Raw genomic sequence first — 14,464 nt, 5'->3', positions numbered from 1 at the left:
CGCGTCAGGGTGTTTCGCTCACAAAAACACCCGTTGACTACAGTTGATGGCCGCACCGATCGGTGCGGCCATTGCCGTCCCCGCGCACTGGTGACCGCCTACCGAAGGACGACCCACCATGGTCGACTCCCCCGCCAGCCACGGCGCGTCATCCGCGACGCCTGAGCCCGGCGCTGCGAACTCGCCCGACGTCGACGCACCGCGCGTCGCCCTCTCCGGTGGCCGCACCCGCCCGTCGCTCGACGACCGCGGTTTCCTCGGCCACCCCTCCGGCCTGGGCACGCTGTTCAACGCCGAACTGTGGGAACGCTTCAGCTACTACGGCATGCGCGCCATCCTCGCGTACTACCTCTACACGGCCGTCAGCGACGGTGGGCTCGGCATCGACCAGCCGACAGCCCTGTCGATCGTCGCGACGTACGGTGCGTCGGTCTACCTGCTCAGCGTCGTCGGCGCGTGGCTCGCCGACCGCGTCATCGGCGCCTTCCGCGCGACGCTGTACGGCGCCGTCATCATCATGCTCGGCCACGTCTTCCTCGCGATGCCGATCGCGGCGATGTCGTGGGTCGGCATCGCCACCGTCGCGCTCGGAACGGGTCTGCAGAAGGCGTCCATCTCGGCGGTCGTCGGGCAGCTGTACGACCGCGAGGACGGCCGTCGCGACGCCGGTTTCTCGATCTTCTACATGTCGGTGAACATCGGCTCGTTCTGCGCGCCGTTCGTCGTGACGTTCCTCAAGGACCGGTGGGGTTTCCACGCCGGATTCTCCGCCGCGGCTGTCGGCATGGCCTTCGGGTTGATCGGCCTGTTCGTGTTCCGCAAGCACCTGCACGGCGCAGGAACGAACCCGACGAGCCCGCTCACCGCGGCCGAACGCGGCACCGTCATGCGACGCGTGGGGCTCGGCGTCGTCGGCGTCGCGGCCGTCGCCGCGATCTGCTTCGCCCTGTCGGGGACGACGGCGAACGGCGTCATCAACACCGTCACGGTGATGTCCGTCATCGCCGCGGTCGGCATGTTCGCGATGATGTTCAAGAGCCCCAAGGTGAACGCCGTCGAACGCCGCCATCTGCAGGCGTACGTGCCGTTGTGGATCGGCGCCGCGCTGTTCTGGATGATCTTCGAGCAGGCCGCGAGCAAGATGGCCGCGTTCGCCGCCGAGCGCACCGACCTCGGCTCGATCTTCGGCATCAAGGTGAACGCCGAGTTCTTCCAGAGCGTCAACCCGCTGTTCGTCGTGGCCCTCGCGCCCGTCTTCGCCGCGATCTGGCTGCGCCGCGCCGGCAAGTTCCCGAGCACCGGCGCGAAGTTCGCGTTCGGCGTGCTCATGGCCGGCCTGTCGTTCGTGCTGCTCGCGTTCTACTCGCACCTGTGGCCGCACGGCCCGACGGCGCCGATGTGGGCGCTCGCGAGCGTCTTCGTCGTACAGACGATCGGCGAACTGTGCCTGTCGCCCGTCGGCATCTCCGCGACGACGAAGCTCGCACCCGCCGCGTTCACGACCCAGGCGATGGCGCTGTGGTACCTCACGTCCGCCGTCGGCCAGTCGGCCGCCGCGCAGGCCATCCGTCTCATGGAGGGCCTCAGCGACACGACGTTCTTCCTGACGCTCGGCCTCATCACCGCCGGCTTCTCGCTCGTCCTCATGGCCCTCGTGCCGTGGATCGGGCGCCACATGCGCGACGTCGAAGCCGTCAAGACGGCGTGAACAATGCGTCGTGACGACGCGCTGAGCTGACGCCTCATTGAGGTGACGCCGCGAGACGCGCAGGAGGGGCAGGTGGATGTCCACCTGCCTTTCCTGCAAGTTACGTCCACATCTGCGAATCTGGCTCTTCAGAGTTGAGTGTGGGCGCGCCGGTTGGGTCGGGTAGCTGGGGAAAGGTGGGGACGCCACGAAACGTCGTCCCGCACCAGCCGGGTCAGCTGCGCCAGGGCGTACACGAACACCAGGTCGAAGAACAGCTCTAGGTTGCCCACCTACCCGCTGCCGCTGTCCCGCGCGTCGGCCTCGCTGCCCGGCTCAGAGTCCTCACACCCGAGAAATCACCCCCTACGAGCCCGGCTATTCCCACCCCCGAACCGACGGTGCTGCTGTGGTGGACCACGTGAGGGCGGGCACAGGTTCAGGAGGAGGTTACAGGCAGGTCCTTGGGAAACTTGCGCTGTTCGGCAGTTCGGCCGTTCGGGTGGCGGCTACCTCTCGGACGTTCCCACATCGACGAGCTGGCTCGGCCTGATCTCCTGCCCCGGCGCACCACTCCGGGGAGTGCTGCTCTTAGCGCTGATCGGAGCGCTGCCCGGACTGACCGGGCTGCGCGCCTGGGCAGGATCACAGCATTTCTAGTGGCCGCGGTCCGCTCGGCGGCGGAAACGCTCGATCCAGAGCATCCAGGTCTTCGCGGGTCAGCTCCACGTCCAGTGCTGTGGCGTTGTCGCGCACATGCTGCGGGCTGCTCGCCTTGGGGATCGTGCAGAGCGAGTCGCGGCGCAGCACCCAGGCGATGGCCGCCGCCGCGGCGCTGACGCCGTGACGGGCCGCGACGTCGTTCAGCGTCGCGTCCTGAAGGATGCGGCCCTGCTCGATCGGCGAGTACGCCATGACCGGCAGCTGGTGGTCGGCGCACCACGGCAGCAGGTCGTACTCCGGTCCTCGCCGCGACAGGTTGTACAGCACCTGATCCGTGGCCAGCCCGCTGCTGCCCGGCACGTCCCGCAGGTCGGCGAGGGCCCGGTGGTCGAAGTTGCTGACGCCCCAATATCGGATTTTCCCGTCCTCGACGAGCTGTTGGAAGGCCGCGACCGTGTCCTGCAGCGGGTACCCGCCCTGCCAGTGCAGCAGGTAGAGGTCGATCCGATCGGTGCCCAGGCGTTTCAAGCTGCGTTCGCAGGCCGCGATCGTGCCGGAACGGGAGGCGTGGGACGGCATGACCTTGCTGACCACGAACGCCTCGTCGCGGCGACCCGCCAATGCTTCACCAAGCACCTCCTCCGCGCCGCCGTCGGCGTACATCTCGGCGGTGTCGACCAGCGTCATGCCCAGCTCGAGGCCGGCGTGCAGCGCGGCGACCTCGTCGCGGCGGCGGCCGGGGTCCTCACCCCAGCCCCAGGTGCCCTGGCCCAGCACAGGGATGAACTCCCCGCTCGGCAGCGTTATTCGCCGCATCCGCGATCACTTCCCTTCTGGTTGTGCTGAGGTGGGACGTGCGCTGAGATCCTCGAAGGGCCAGCGCGTCCCCGGCCAGTGCTTGCGGTACCGAGGTGCGGGTGTCGAGCCGGTCATTAGCCCCGCCTGCGCCATGTGGCGTACCGGGCTGCTCACGAGCGGTTTCCGGCGCCGGTGGGCTGGTCGGCCTGACTGAACAGTACCGGAATGGCGGAACAGAAGGCCCGGAAGTCATCGGGTGAGCGGCTGGTGGCCAGGTTCCCGTCTCGGGCCACCCCCATGGTCCACCAGGTTCGCCCGGTCGAGGCCGCGGTGGCGGTAGTCGTTGCGTTGCACCACTCGTCCGGGGCTGGACTGGCGGTATTCGGCGCCGACCACCGCGTCAGCGTCCGCAAAGAGGAGGGCGTTGAGCATGGTCTGCAACAGGCTGCGCATCATGTCCGGTGAGGCCTCGGTGAGCAGCTCGCGAAGAATCGCAGATGGGTACGGTGCTCTGACAGCTGCCGACCGTCACGTCACCACCAGGCGTGGAAGTGGTGGACGGGGCCGTGGCCGTCGCCCCGCCCGACGTCGAGGTCGCCACTCGCAGCGAGCGCCTCCGTCACGTAATCCTTGGCCTCCCGCGTCGCCTGCGCCCACGAATCGCGTTGCTGCCGGAGTGCCGTCATCGCCGCCGACAGGGTGCATCCGGTGCCGTGCGTGTTGCGCGTGTCGATGCGCGGCGCGCTCAACCGGGCGGGCTCGTCGCTCTCGGCGGGGACGAGGAGGACGTCGTCGCTCTTCGCGCCGCCGCCATGGCCGCCCTTGAGCAGCACACCAGACCCGAGGGTGACGAGGGCGCGCGCGACGTCATCGCTCGCCTCGCGTGGCGTGTCGTCGAGATCGAGCAGGACGGCGGCCTCCGCGAGGTTCGGCGTGATGACGTCGACCTCCGGCACGAGACGCTCGCGCAGAGCGGTCACGGCGTCCTCGTCGATGAGCCGGTCACCGCTCGAGGCGACCATGACAGGGTCGAGAACGCGCGGCACCCCGCGCAGCGCCGGGTGGTCGGCGAGCACGTCAGCGACGGTCTCGATGACGGCCGCCGAACCCAGCATGCCGATCTTCAGCGCGTCGATGCGGACGTCGTCCACCAGGTTCTCGAGCTGCGTGCGTACCTGCTGCGGCGTCATCTGCGTCACCGCCGCGACGCCCCGCGTGTTCTGCGCGACGACGGCCGTCACAACAGCGCACCCATGCGTGCGCAGGGCGCCGAAAGCCTTGAGATCAGCCATGATTCCCGCACCGCCGCTGGGGTCGGTGCCGGCGATCGTCAGGACGTTGGGGATGCTCATGTCAGATCATTCCTCCTCTTGTCAGGTTGCGGCACGAAGCCGTCGTCGACCCGCGCCACCTCGAGGTGCAGATCCTCGCCGACGGTGAGGGCAGCCCCGGCCCGGAGATCGTCGACGTAGACCCGGGCCGTGGGGGTGCTCATGTCAGAGCCTCTCGGCTCGCGTCAGCGGAACGTGGTCGTGCCCACCGGCCGTAGCAGCCCTGGGGCATCCCTCGCCGGGGTGTCATGCCGGGCCCGCGTGGTCGGGCCGCTCGAGCTCGAGTGCGCCTCGGCCGCCGTCGACCGGGCGGACTTCGGCGAGAGCCTCGTCGAGTTCGCTCCGCAGCGCCTGGGTGGCGGCGAGCGGATCGGGCTGCCCGCAGATCGCCGACACGACGGCGACGCCATGCGCGCCGGCGGCCACGAGCGCGCGCAGGTCCGGCAGCTTCACCCCGCCGATGACGATGTTGGCGAACCCGCCGGCCCGTGCCGCGTCCGTGATGGCGCCGACGCCGTCAAGCCCGAGCGGTTGCGCTGCGTCCGGCTTCGTCGGCGTCTCACGGAACGGCCCGATGCCCAGCAGGTCGACGGTGCCGCGCGGCAACCTCGTTGCAGCAGCGACCTGTTCGAGGTTCGACACCGACCAGCCGAGGTGGAAGCCTTCACCGACGACACGGTCGGCGAGGCGCCGCGCCACGACAGGATCGAGGTCACTCTGGCCGAGGTGCACGCCGTCAGCCCCGACGGCGAGCGCCACGTCGAGACGGTCGTCGACGACGACGCGGACGCGCCGTGCTGTCGTCGAGGACGAGATCGGGGTCGCCGCCGCGGCCATCTGCTGGCCGGCACCCGTGGGCGAGTCTCGCTCGACGCGCGGGGCGGGGCACTCTTCGTCATGTAGGCCAGCCGATCGGCCACCAGCGGCCCGCGGCGTCGGCGTCTGCGCGACGGCGCGACGCGCACCCAAGGCCGCAACGGCGTCGATGACCCGCGTTGTGAGAGAGCACAATTCGCGGGTCGAAGCGTCGTGGTCGCGGATCTGGATCATGTCGACACCACCGCGCGCAGCAGCCTCGGCCGTCTCGACGACACCGTCGGGCCCGCCACACAGCGCCGTATCGGTGACGAGGTACAGCTCGACGCCGCGCCCGTCCGACATCACGACGCCACTCGCAGATCGAGCGTCGCTGCGACGCTATCGCCCTCGAGGCGCGCCAGGGCGTCGAGGAGTTCGACCGCGAACGAACCCGGGCCGCTCGCCCAGTGCGCGGCGTCCTCGGCGGCGAGCGTCATCGTCGCGGTCGCGGCGGCGGCAGCGAGCTGCGCCGACCCGGCGACCGGTAGGTAGGCCGCGACGAGCGCTCCGAGCGCGCACCCGACGCCCGTCACCTTCGTCATGATGGCGTCGCCGTTGCCGATGCGCACCGTCGGTGCGCCCGGCGCGACGACGGCATCGACGACACCGCTGACGGCGACAGCCCCGCCCGTGCGCTCCGCGAGTCGCGACGCTGCCGCGAGCGCCGCGTCGACGTCGTCACCGGCGTCGACCCCGCGTCCCGCACCCTGTTCGCCGGCCAACCCGAGCACCTCGGAGGCATTGCCGCGGATGACGGCCGGGGCGTGTTCGAGCAGGTCGCGAGCGAGCTGAGTGCGCACCGGCAGGGTGCCGACCGCGACCGGGTCGAGGCACCACGGGCGCCCGGCCTCGGCGCGCGCGGCAGCCGTCGCGCGCATCGCCTCGGCTGTCGCCGCCGTCACGGTGCCGACGTTGACGAGCAACCCGTCCGCGATACCGGCGAAGATCGGGCCCTCCTCGAGCGAGTCGACCATGGCCGGCGACGCTCCGACAGCGAGCAGCACGTTCGCCGTGAAACCGGTGACGACGGCGTTCGTCATGCACTGCGTGAGCGGTGCGGCGTCACGCACGGCGTCGATGACGCGCCCGATCGCTTCGGGGGTGATGGCGAGCGCCTGAGCTGACGCGTCCGTGCCTGCCTCGTGCGCGGCGTCGGGGGACTGTGCGTCGGGGCGGCTCCTGTCGCCGCTTCTCTGGCTAACGCTGCGTGTCGCGTCGCTCGACGCGCCTGGGGTGTGGTCGGGCTCGTTCGTGGGCGCAGTCATCGTGCGTCTCCTTCCTCCGCCGGCATGATCCGGATCAGGTGTAGGCACCCTCGTGAAGAGGATGCTGGCGGTCGGCTTGCGCCCCTCAGCCGTGATGGCTCCCGCGGGACGACCCCAGCTTCGCAGATGACGTACCCCGCGTGGGCTTCGTGTCCCACGGACGCAGGTGCGGAACGTCGATGGCGTGTGGACGTGTTCGCCCGGCCAGCCCCACCGCCGTACCCATACCTCCCCCTCGCGCGTCACGACGCCGAGCGAGAAACCCACCGCGCCCATCACAGTCCGTCGCGCAGCACGCGTCAGCACCGACGAGTCCGACGCGTCGTCACCCCAGGAAGTTCGCGTGGGGCCTGGCGGCAACGGTCACCTGCGCCGCCCCCAACGGGTGGGTCACGTAGCCTGGTGGCAGATCAGCCACCCCGCGCGCGAGGAGTCAGACATGCCCCAGGCCCAGATCGGCATCTTCGTCGATGGTGCGACGTCGAGCGAGTACGTCGAGTTCGAGGTCGAGCCCGGCTCGCTGACGAAGCTGTCGCAGCTGCTGCCGCTGTTCGAGGCCGAGCAGGACGACGTGGGCGTCAACTTCGTCGTCGGCGTGCGGCCGTCGCTGATGCAGCAGATCGCCGCCGATCACGCCCCCGAGAACGTTCATGACTTCGACACCGACGTCGTCGGAACCGACGGCTACGTCATCCCGGGCACGCAGCGCGACCTCGTCTTCTGGGTGTTCGGCGGCGCGCGCGACAAGGTGTTCGACGCGACGCGTCACCTCATCTCGTTGACGCGCCAGGTCGTGCCCGGCACACGCGTCGTCGACGAGACGGAGGGCTGGGTCTACCAGACGAACCGCGACCTCACGGGTTTCATCGACGGCACCGAGAACCCGACGACGATCGAGCAGTACGACGAGGCCATCGTCGCCGACGGCAAGCCGGGCGCCGGCTCGAGCGTGCTGCTGCTGCAGAAGTGGCCGCACAAGCAGGCGAAGTGGGAGGCCCTCTCCACGGAGGAGCAGGAGAAGGTCATCGGCCGCTCCAAGGTCGACTCGATCGAGATGGACCCCAAGCCCGAGACATCGCACGCCGAACGCACCGACCAGGACGACTTCGGCCACATCGTGCGCCGCAACATGCCGTTCGGTGACGTCGGCGAGCACGGCACGATGTTCGTCGGCTTCGCGTGCGAGCAGAAGCGCCTGCACGACATGCTCGAATCGATGGCCGGCGTCGGTGACCACCCGCGCGACGAACTGACGAAGTACTCGAACGCCGAGACCGGCTCGTACTACGTCATCCCGCCGGTCGACGCGTTCAAGGGCTGACGGCGAGCCCTCGACGTCGCGCCCGAGAGCGGGCGGCTGATCGAAGACAGGCGCAAGATGGCGACTAACTCACGAGTAGGCAGACAACTACGCGCCTACTCGTGAGTTACCCGCCACGCTGCCACCTGCAGCAGGCCCTGATCTGCGAACCCGACGCGTGGCGTATCCCGGCACCCCTGGCAGACCCCACCCGAAATCCACGCGACACGGTACGTCGAGCACGCCTACGCTCGGACGATGACGAACCCCGCCGACCTCGAACCGATCCCGGTGCCGCGCCTCGAGCGTGACGGTGTGGTGCTGCGCGCCCACACGATCGACGACGCCGACGAGGTGACGCGACGTGGCGCCGACCCGCTCGTCCAGCGGTGGACGACGACGCCCGCGAACTACACGCGCGACATGGCGCTCGAGTTCGTCACGCGCATGACGGGGCCGAGCCGCGACGCGATCTGGTGGGCCATCGAGGTCGACGGCCGCATGGCAGGTTCGATCGACCTGACGACGTGGGGGCGCGGTTTCTCCTACGGCGCGGCGAGCGTCGGTTTCGCGCTCAGCCCCTGGGCGCGCGGGCGGGGCGTGATGACGCGCGCCGTGGCGGCGGCTGTCGAGTATGGCTTTGACTCGCTGGGCCTCGAGACCATCATCTGGGAGGCGTACGCGGGCAACGTCGGCAGCTGGAGAGCAGCCTGGGGCAACGGCTTCCACGAGTTCACCTACATCTCCAGCCTGCTCGTGGGCAAGGACCGCCTCGAGGACGCCTGGCACGCCGTCCTTCGGGCCGACGAACCGCGTGAGCCGCAGGGCGATTGGCACCTGGCGATCGAGAACTCCACCACGCCTCGACACCAGCGAGGCCTCTGAAGGGCCAGCCCCGCCCCCGCCAGGCGCGGCCTGCTCCCCGACGTGACACACCTGCGATTTTCGTCCACATTCGGCATTCGCCAGTGCCCGACGACGATCGCAGCGTCGCGCCCGCCGGGCGTCATGGCTATCGGGCGAGCTCACCGGCACGTCACGCGGAGACGAAAGCGCCGATGACGTCGCGCACCTGCCGCCCCGCGACGAACAACCGCGGCGAATGTGGACGAAAATCGCAGATGCGGACGCGTATCGCAGCTGGTCACAACCAGCGGCCGACCTGTTCGTGCTGCGGGCCGGGGAGACGTCGGACGGGGGTCTTCCAGTCGACGCCGTACTGCTTGCCGACCCACCACCACAGCCACGCCGTGATGCCGAAGATCAGCGGCAGCGAGAACAGCAGCGCAGCAGGGTTGACGGCGCCCTGCTCGAGCGAGTTCGGCGTCAGTGGCGCGAGCAAGAACGACATCGTGTTGTTCGCCGCATGCACGAGGATCGCCAGTTCGAGGCCGCCGGAGCGCCACACCAGCGCTCCCATGCACAACGCGAAGCAGGCGATGTCGATCTGGCCGACCCAGTCATACCCGTGGCCGAGCATGAACAGCGGCACGGGCAGGATGATGCCCCACAGCGGCGACTTCAGCCACGTCCCGAGCGCCTGCTGCGGCATGCCGCGAAACAGGTACTCCTCGCCCGCGCACTGCAACGGCGTCAGCACGAGGATGATGACGTACGACGCGACGAGTGACGCCGAGAGAGGCGGCACCGTCAGTTCGTCGCGGCCGAACAGCAGGGGCGGCACGAGGATCACGAGGGCATAGATCGGCACGACGACGCGCGCCGCACGCCCCAGCAGACCCCAGCGGAATCGCCCGAACACCGAGTGGATCGACCCGCGACGCCCGGCGCCCCACCACGACGCGAGCACGACGATGGGGACGAGCGCCGCGAGCGGACCGAGCATCGCCATCAGGTCGGCCGGGTTGCCACCGTCCTCGAGGCTCTCGCTCGCAGCGGGCAGGCCGAGGCCCTCCCATGCGAGCGCGACGACGCCCAGCGCGATCATCATGACGATCGTGACACCGAACGCCACACCCAGCGTCGCGAAAGGACGCCACCACTGCGCGACGCGCCAGTCGATGCGTGCCATGCGGTGATACGGCAACGGCTTCGGTTGCTCGAATGCCCACGCCGGGGGTGGCTTGCGCGGACCGGCTTGCGCTGCAACGGGATACGCAGCGCCGGGCGACGCCGGCGCCAACAACACCCCAGGCGGATACTGAGGCTGCGGAGCTGACGGCTGGGACCAACTAGCCGGCGCAGGCGCACCCGAAGCTGCGGGCCGGGGAGCTGACGGCGGGGGCCACCCGCCCGGGGCGAACGATCCCACACCGGGGGCGTTCGGCGCCGGAGGAGGCGACGACATCGATCCTGTGGGCGGTTGTGACCAACCGTGCGGCATGGGTGCGCCTTCGTGCCATGCGTTGGGCAGCTGCCCCGTCGGTGCCGCGGCGTCGCTCGCGGAAGCTGCCGACGTGTGCGCCCGGGAATCCGGCGCGGGCGAACCCGGAACCGACGCCGGGGTCTCGCGCGGTCGCGGCGGAACGTAGCGCCAGGCGTCGTCGTCCGGATGGGTGCGTTCGTCGGTCACGATGCCTACTGTGTCACGCGTCGATGAGGGTGCGCTGAGCACCATGACATGACGCGGTGAGCCGGCACTAGGCCTTACGACACGAGATGGCACGGGTCGTGCGGTGTCCTCGTATGGCTCGGGTGACCCGTCCGCCGCCGTTCACACGCTGCACACCGTCTTCTGGGCACAGCCGATCGATGACGGCCTGCGTCACGACGCCGGCGAATGCCGCGCCCATGAACACGAGGAGCGCGACGTCAGGCCGCGCGTCGACAGCGCGACGGAGCCACCCGGGACAGCCACGCGACCTGCCGGCAGCGCCCAGGAACACGAGAAGCGCGCCGTCCGGCCACGCGTCGTCAACGCGACGGGGCCATTCGCGGGAGCCCTGTCGGCGGTGCCCGTCAACAACGCGGACAGCGCGCCGTCCGGCCACGCGTCATGCAAGCCCGCCGTCGGACGATCTGGTCGTGCGCAGCGAGCGACTGCTTTCTGACGCCGCACCACCCCCGTCACCTCGTCCGACGGCTAACAGAGACGGCGCACCTTGAGACACCCGGCCCCACCTGCGAATTTCGTCCACCTTCGCAATTTCCGTCCACCTTCGCGAACCGCGTCCCCATGTGCGCTTCTCGGTCACATCGGCGATTTTCGTCCACGTTCGCGTCGTCGGCCCCCGTCACGAATGTGGACGAAAATCGCGGATGGGTACAGGCCGGCGGCGCCAAGAAGACGAGCGTAGGGGGACACGCCCCGGCGGCCGAGCCGGCCACGCCAGGCCGATTTCACCGCGCGGATGACACCCGGCGGGCGGCGCCGAACGTCAGCCCTGCGAACCGCGCCACAGGCGCATGGCGACGACGAGCGCCCCGCCGAGCGCCGCAGCCATGAGGCACACCGCAACGGGGTGGGCGCCGGCGCTCGCCATGCGGATCAGGACGACGGCCATGACGGCCAGCGAGATGCCGACGCCGAGCGTCACGATGAGTCGTTCCGCGAGTGAGATCTTGCGGTGTTCGTGGTTCATCGTGCACCTTTCTCCTGCCGACCTCGCGTTCAGCCGAACGCCCCCGAGGCCCTGCGCGCCGACCTCCCCCGAGGTCATCATTCTCACCCTATCTGGACGTCTGACTGAATTTCCGGACATCGCCTCGAGACACGCCGACCCCCACCGCCACCCGCCCCGCGAAAACACCGCCGGCTCCGGTCATGGCGGGGCAGAGTCTCACGGGGAGGCACACCCACCCATGAGGGCAGCGCCGGCTCGCCTCACCGGCAACCTCTAGAATCACGGCGTGAACGAACAGCCCGCAGAGGACGACGACGCCCGTGACGACGCGTCCGTCACACCTGAGCAGGAACAGCTGTTCGCCGAGACCGCGATCGATGCCGAGGACATGGCGACGACGTTGCGCGTCATCGGGATGCTGCACGAGTTGCCCGCGGGCCACCCCGACATCGAGACGGTGAAGCGCGCCGCGGGCACGATGTACAAGCGGGTGCGCAAGGCGCGTCGCGCGGAGGCGAGGGCTGCTGAGCTCGGCCCGTTGCGCGAGCAGGACGCGAAGGTGCTGGCGTCGACGGCGACGGGTTCGCCGCTGCGCATCGACGACGAGACGAAGGGAATCCCGTTGACGTCCAACGTCATCGGTGAGGTCGCCGGAGAGCTCAACACGCCGCGCGGGTGCTACATCTGCCACGCCAAGTACACGACCGTCGACGCGTTCTATCACTGGCTGTGCCCGAACTGCGCGGCGATGAGTCACGCGAAGCGTCACCAGCGCGTCGATCTGTGCGGCAAGCGCGCCCTGCTGACGGGCGGTCGCGCCAAGATCGGCATGTACATCGCGCTCATGCTGCTGCGCGACGGCGCGCACCTGACGATCACGACGCGTTTTCCCCGCGACGCCGCGCGTCGTTTCGCGGAGCTCGCCGACTCACCGGAGTGGATCGACCGCCTCAAGATCGTCGGCATCGACCTGCGTGACCCGACGCAGGTCATCGCCCTCGCCGACGAGGTCGCGGCCGACGGCCCGCTCGACATCCTCATCAACAACGCGGCGCAGACGGTGCGTCGCTCGCCGGGAGCGTACTCGAATCTCACTGCGGGAGAAGAGCTTCCGCTGCCGCGCGACGTCAAGCTGCCGCAGATCGTCCAGTTCGACCGCATCAGTGACGCTCACCCCGCGAACCTCGCCGGCACCCTCGCGGCCTATCAGCACACCCACGCCACTGACGAAGCCGAGCCCCAGCCCGACGCCGGACGTGACGTCCATGCGCCCGGCGTCACGCCCGCGGCCGGCCCGCTCAACCCGTCCGACGCTCTCGACCCGTCCCGCAGCGCGGCGGCGATGACGTCGCTCGCTCTGTCGGCGGGGCAGGCGAGCCTCGAGGCGCATCGGGCGGGCACGGCGGTCGACGCGGGTGGCCTGTTGCCCGACGTCGTCGACACGAACAGTTGGAAGCAGAAGGTCGAGGAAGTCGATCCGCTGGAACTCCTCGAAGTGCAACTCTGCAATTCAACAGCGCCGTTCCTGCTCGTCAGCCGTCTGCGCCCGGCGATGCGTGCGGCCGTCGCGCGGGGGGCGCGGCGCGCGTACGTCGTCAACGTCTCGGCGATGGAGGGGCAGTTCTCGCGCCGTTACAAGGGCCCCGGCCACCCGCACACGAACATGGCGAAGGCGGCGCTCAACATGATGACGCGCACGTCGGCGGGTGAGATGTTCGCGACCGACAAGATCCTCATGACGGCCGTCGACACCGGCTGGATCACCGACGAACGCCCGCACCACGAGAAGCTGCGCATCGCCGAGGAGGGCTGGCACGCGCCGCTCGACCTCGTCGACGGCGCCGCCCGCGTCTACGACCCGATCGTCATGGGCGAGAACGGGATCGACCAGTATGGCGTCTTTCTCAAGGACTTCGCCGAGCATCCCTGGTGACGGGCGCGCACCCCCGGCGCTCGGGGGGAGCAATCACCGTCACACCAGATCTCGAACGACCTCGTCGACGCCGGTGCCGCGACCACCCCAGGCCTGCAGGTGGTCGAGGTAGCCCTTCGGGGACGTGCTTGATCCGTTTCCTCTCCGCGCGACCGCCGACCTGACGCGCAGTCTGCAGGCCCTGCTTGCGCTCCTTGCGAGTGCCTGCAGCGCTGGCGACGACGTCGTCGAAGGCGACGAAACCCCCCGCGGCCAGGGCTTCGCGCGCGCTCGCGAGGTAGTGCCGCTCCTGCGCCCAGGCGTGCCGGGCGACGAGCAAGAACGCGGTGACGCTGACGGCGATCTCAAGGGGATCGCCGGGCCGTCGCGACCCTCGGGTACCGGCGAGTTCCACAGGAAGTGCAGCCCCCAACCCAGTGCGAAGAGCCCGTGGAACGTGAGCACGCGCCGCGCCAACGACACCCGACGAACGCGCCGACGAGCAGACCGTGCATCGACCGCCGCAACGTCCGCGAGGCCACGAGCATGATGATGACGACGCCGAGCATCTTCGCCCGTTCCTCGCTCGTGGGGCCCGCGATGGCGGCGCCCCGGTCGGCCCCCTTGCCCTCGGGCAGGGGCTTCGCCGACAAGGCGAACAGGTGGTCGTTCGCATGCATCGCGAGCCAGGCGAAGCCGTTGCGCGTGCTGAGTTTGCCCCCGTCGAAGGCGACAGCCACACCCTGCTCGTCGAGGTTTCGCACGATGCGGTCGGCGGTCGTGTCGAAGTCGACGCTACCGTCGACGACAGCCAGCGTCAGGGTCTGCTCGTCCTTCTCGAAGTAGGCCGAGGAGCGCGAGAAGGACGGTGCCGTCACCCCGCCCTCAGGTGCCCGGAACGTCACGGAGTCCCCGGTCAGCCCCCTCGAGCGTCTTCGTCTCACTCGCCGCGACCGTCTCGACGGGAGTCGGGGTCGCTGCCGAGATCGCTGCCAGCACGGCCCAGGTCGCGCCCAGGAGCGCCGTGATGGCCAGAGCGGGCCCCACCTGCGTGATCTTCATCTGCCCTCCGATGGCATCGCTCGGTCGTCAGGTCGATCGTCGCAGGTGGCCTCCTCCCCTCCAC

General features: G+C 69.6%; 14 protein-coding genes and 1 pseudogene. 4 read left to right on the top strand and 11 right to left on the bottom strand.

Going from position 1 to position 14,464, the window contains the following annotated elements; all coding sequences use genetic code 11:
* Nucleotides 1–118 precede the first annotated feature (118 nt).
* Nucleotides 119–1,708: a peptide MFS transporter gene (locus AC1RS9_RS05355; protein WP_474916382.1), complete on the top strand. Its 1,590-nt coding sequence runs from the start codon at nt 119–121 to the stop codon at nt 1,706–1,708.
* Nucleotides 1,709–1,836: 128 nt separating this feature from the next.
* Here AC1RS9_RS05355 and AC1RS9_RS05350 read toward each other — a convergent pair whose 3' ends face one another.
* The 7 genes and pseudogenes from AC1RS9_RS05350 to thiM form a co-directional block, all read right to left on the bottom strand.
* Nucleotides 1,837–1,980 (bottom strand): low temperature requirement protein A, encoded by a 144-nt coding sequence (locus AC1RS9_RS05350; protein WP_136788643.1) that lies wholly within the window; start codon nt 1,978–1,980, stop codon nt 1,837–1,839.
* Nucleotides 1,981–2,332: 352 nt separating this feature from the next.
* Nucleotides 2,333–3,127 (bottom strand): aldo/keto reductase, encoded by a 795-nt coding sequence (locus AC1RS9_RS05345; RefSeq protein WP_492920717.1) that lies wholly within the window; start codon nt 3,125–3,127, stop codon nt 2,333–2,335.
* A gap of 339 nt (nt 3,128–3,466) precedes the next feature.
* Nucleotides 3,467–3,640: pseudogene (locus AC1RS9_RS05340) on the bottom strand (transposase); the annotation flags it as partial.
* Nucleotides 3,641–3,681: 41 nt separating this feature from the next.
* Complete coding sequence (thiD, locus tag AC1RS9_RS05335) at nt 3,682–4,500, bottom strand: bifunctional hydroxymethylpyrimidine kinase/phosphomethylpyrimidine kinase (RefSeq protein WP_354945747.1); 819 nt, start codon at nt 4,498–4,500, stop codon at nt 3,682–3,684.
* Nucleotides 4,497–4,643 carry a hypothetical protein gene (locus AC1RS9_RS05330; protein ID WP_472607620.1) on the bottom strand — a complete coding sequence of 49 codons (147 nt, stop codon included), beginning with the start codon at nt 4,641–4,643 and terminating at the stop codon, nt 4,497–4,499. Before AC1RS9_RS05330 ends, thiD begins: the two co-directional genes overlap by 4 nt.
* A gap of 82 nt (nt 4,644–4,725) precedes the next feature.
* On the bottom strand, nt 4,726–5,640 hold the full coding sequence (locus tag AC1RS9_RS05325; protein WP_492920787.1) for a thiamine phosphate synthase: 915 nt from the start codon (nt 5,638–5,640) through the stop codon (nt 4,726–4,728).
* Nucleotides 5,640–6,602: a hydroxyethylthiazole kinase gene (gene thiM / locus AC1RS9_RS05320; RefSeq protein WP_006945058.1), complete on the bottom strand. Its 963-nt coding sequence runs from the start codon at nt 6,600–6,602 to the stop codon at nt 5,640–5,642. Before thiM ends, AC1RS9_RS05325 begins: the two co-directional genes overlap by 1 nt.
* Nucleotides 6,603–7,041: 439 nt before the next feature.
* On the opposite strand from thiM, the gene AC1RS9_RS05315 reads away from it, so the two are divergent.
* Nucleotides 7,042–7,923 carry a Dyp-type peroxidase gene (locus tag AC1RS9_RS05315; RefSeq protein ID WP_006945140.1) on the top strand — a complete coding sequence of 294 codons (882 nt, stop codon included), beginning with the start codon at nt 7,042–7,044 and terminating at the stop codon, nt 7,921–7,923.
* Nucleotides 7,924–8,160: 237 nt separating this feature from the next.
* On the top strand, nt 8,161–8,787 hold the full coding sequence (locus tag AC1RS9_RS05310) for a GNAT family N-acetyltransferase (RefSeq protein WP_006945187.1): 627 nt from the start codon (nt 8,161–8,163) through the stop codon (nt 8,785–8,787).
* Nucleotides 8,788–9,046: 259 nt separating this feature from the next.
* Here the strand turns inward: AC1RS9_RS05310 and AC1RS9_RS05305 are convergent, their stop codons facing one another.
* Together AC1RS9_RS05305 and AC1RS9_RS05300 are read right to left on the bottom strand one after the other, a co-directional pair.
* Complete coding sequence (locus AC1RS9_RS05305) at nt 9,047–9,934, bottom strand: CPBP family intramembrane glutamic endopeptidase (RefSeq protein ID WP_050786507.1); 888 nt, start codon at nt 9,932–9,934, stop codon at nt 9,047–9,049.
* Between the two features lie 1,306 nt (nt 9,935–11,240).
* Nucleotides 11,241–11,444, bottom strand: a complete 204-nt coding sequence (locus AC1RS9_RS05300) for a hypothetical protein (protein WP_115296821.1) — start codon at nt 11,442–11,444, stop codon at nt 11,241–11,243.
* A gap of 268 nt (nt 11,445–11,712) precedes the next feature.
* Here AC1RS9_RS05300 and AC1RS9_RS05295 point away from each other — a divergent pair, with 268 nt between their 5' ends.
* On the top strand, nt 11,713–13,359 hold the full coding sequence (locus AC1RS9_RS05295; protein WP_006945103.1) for an SDR family NAD(P)-dependent oxidoreductase: 1,647 nt from the start codon (nt 11,713–11,715) through the stop codon (nt 13,357–13,359).
* Nucleotides 13,360–13,703: 344 nt separating this feature from the next.
* Here the strand turns inward: AC1RS9_RS05295 and AC1RS9_RS05290 are convergent, their stop codons facing one another.
* Together AC1RS9_RS05290 and AC1RS9_RS05285 are read right to left on the bottom strand one after the other, a co-directional pair.
* Nucleotides 13,704–14,216 (bottom strand): PrsW family glutamic-type intramembrane protease, encoded by a 513-nt coding sequence (locus tag AC1RS9_RS05290; RefSeq protein WP_074040483.1) that lies wholly within the window; start codon nt 14,214–14,216, stop codon nt 13,704–13,706.
* A gap of 7 nt (nt 14,217–14,223) precedes the next feature.
* Nucleotides 14,224–14,400 (bottom strand): hypothetical protein, encoded by a 177-nt coding sequence (locus tag AC1RS9_RS05285; RefSeq protein ID WP_160126265.1) that lies wholly within the window; start codon nt 14,398–14,400, stop codon nt 14,224–14,226.
* Nucleotides 14,401–14,464: the final 64 nt, after the last annotated feature.

Source organism: Dermacoccus sp. MPR-E5 (genome assembly GCF_058809565.1).
Note: the sequence above shows the minus strand (reverse complement) of the source record. Positions and strands in the feature narration are given on the sequence as shown.

What these genes read in the sequence shown, in the direction of transcription:
- AC1RS9_RS05305 (WP_050786507.1), bottom strand. Translation starts at nt 9,934, where the DNA reads ATGGCACGCATCGACTGGCGCGTCGCGCAGTGGTGGCGTCCTTTCGCG.
- AC1RS9_RS05315 (WP_006945140.1), top strand. Translation starts at nt 7,042, where the DNA reads ATGCCCCAGGCCCAGATCGGCATCTTCGTCGATGGTGCGACGTCGAGC.
- AC1RS9_RS05310 (WP_006945187.1), top strand. Translation starts at nt 8,161, where the DNA reads ATGACGAACCCCGCCGACCTCGAACCGATCCCGGTGCCGCGCCTCGAG.
- AC1RS9_RS05325 (WP_492920787.1), bottom strand. Translation starts at nt 5,640, where the DNA reads ATGTCGGACGGGCGCGGCGTCGAGCTGTACCTCGTCACCGATACGGCG.
- thiD (WP_354945747.1), bottom strand. Translation starts at nt 4,500, where the DNA reads ATGAGCATCCCCAACGTCCTGACGATCGCCGGCACCGACCCCAGCGGC.
- AC1RS9_RS05300 (WP_115296821.1), bottom strand. Translation starts at nt 11,444, where the DNA reads ATGAACCACGAACACCGCAAGATCTCACTCGCGGAACGACTCATCGTG.
- thiM (WP_006945058.1), bottom strand. Translation starts at nt 6,602, where the DNA reads ATGACTGCGCCCACGAACGAGCCCGACCACACCCCAGGCGCGTCGAGC.
- AC1RS9_RS05330 (WP_472607620.1), bottom strand. Translation starts at nt 4,643, where the DNA reads ATGAGCACCCCCACGGCCCGGGTCTACGTCGACGATCTCCGGGCCGGG.
- AC1RS9_RS05355 (WP_474916382.1), top strand. Translation starts at nt 119, where the DNA reads ATGGTCGACTCCCCCGCCAGCCACGGCGCGTCATCCGCGACGCCTGAG.
- AC1RS9_RS05285 (WP_160126265.1), bottom strand. Translation starts at nt 14,400, where the DNA reads ATGAAGATCACGCAGGTGGGGCCCGCTCTGGCCATCACGGCGCTCCTG.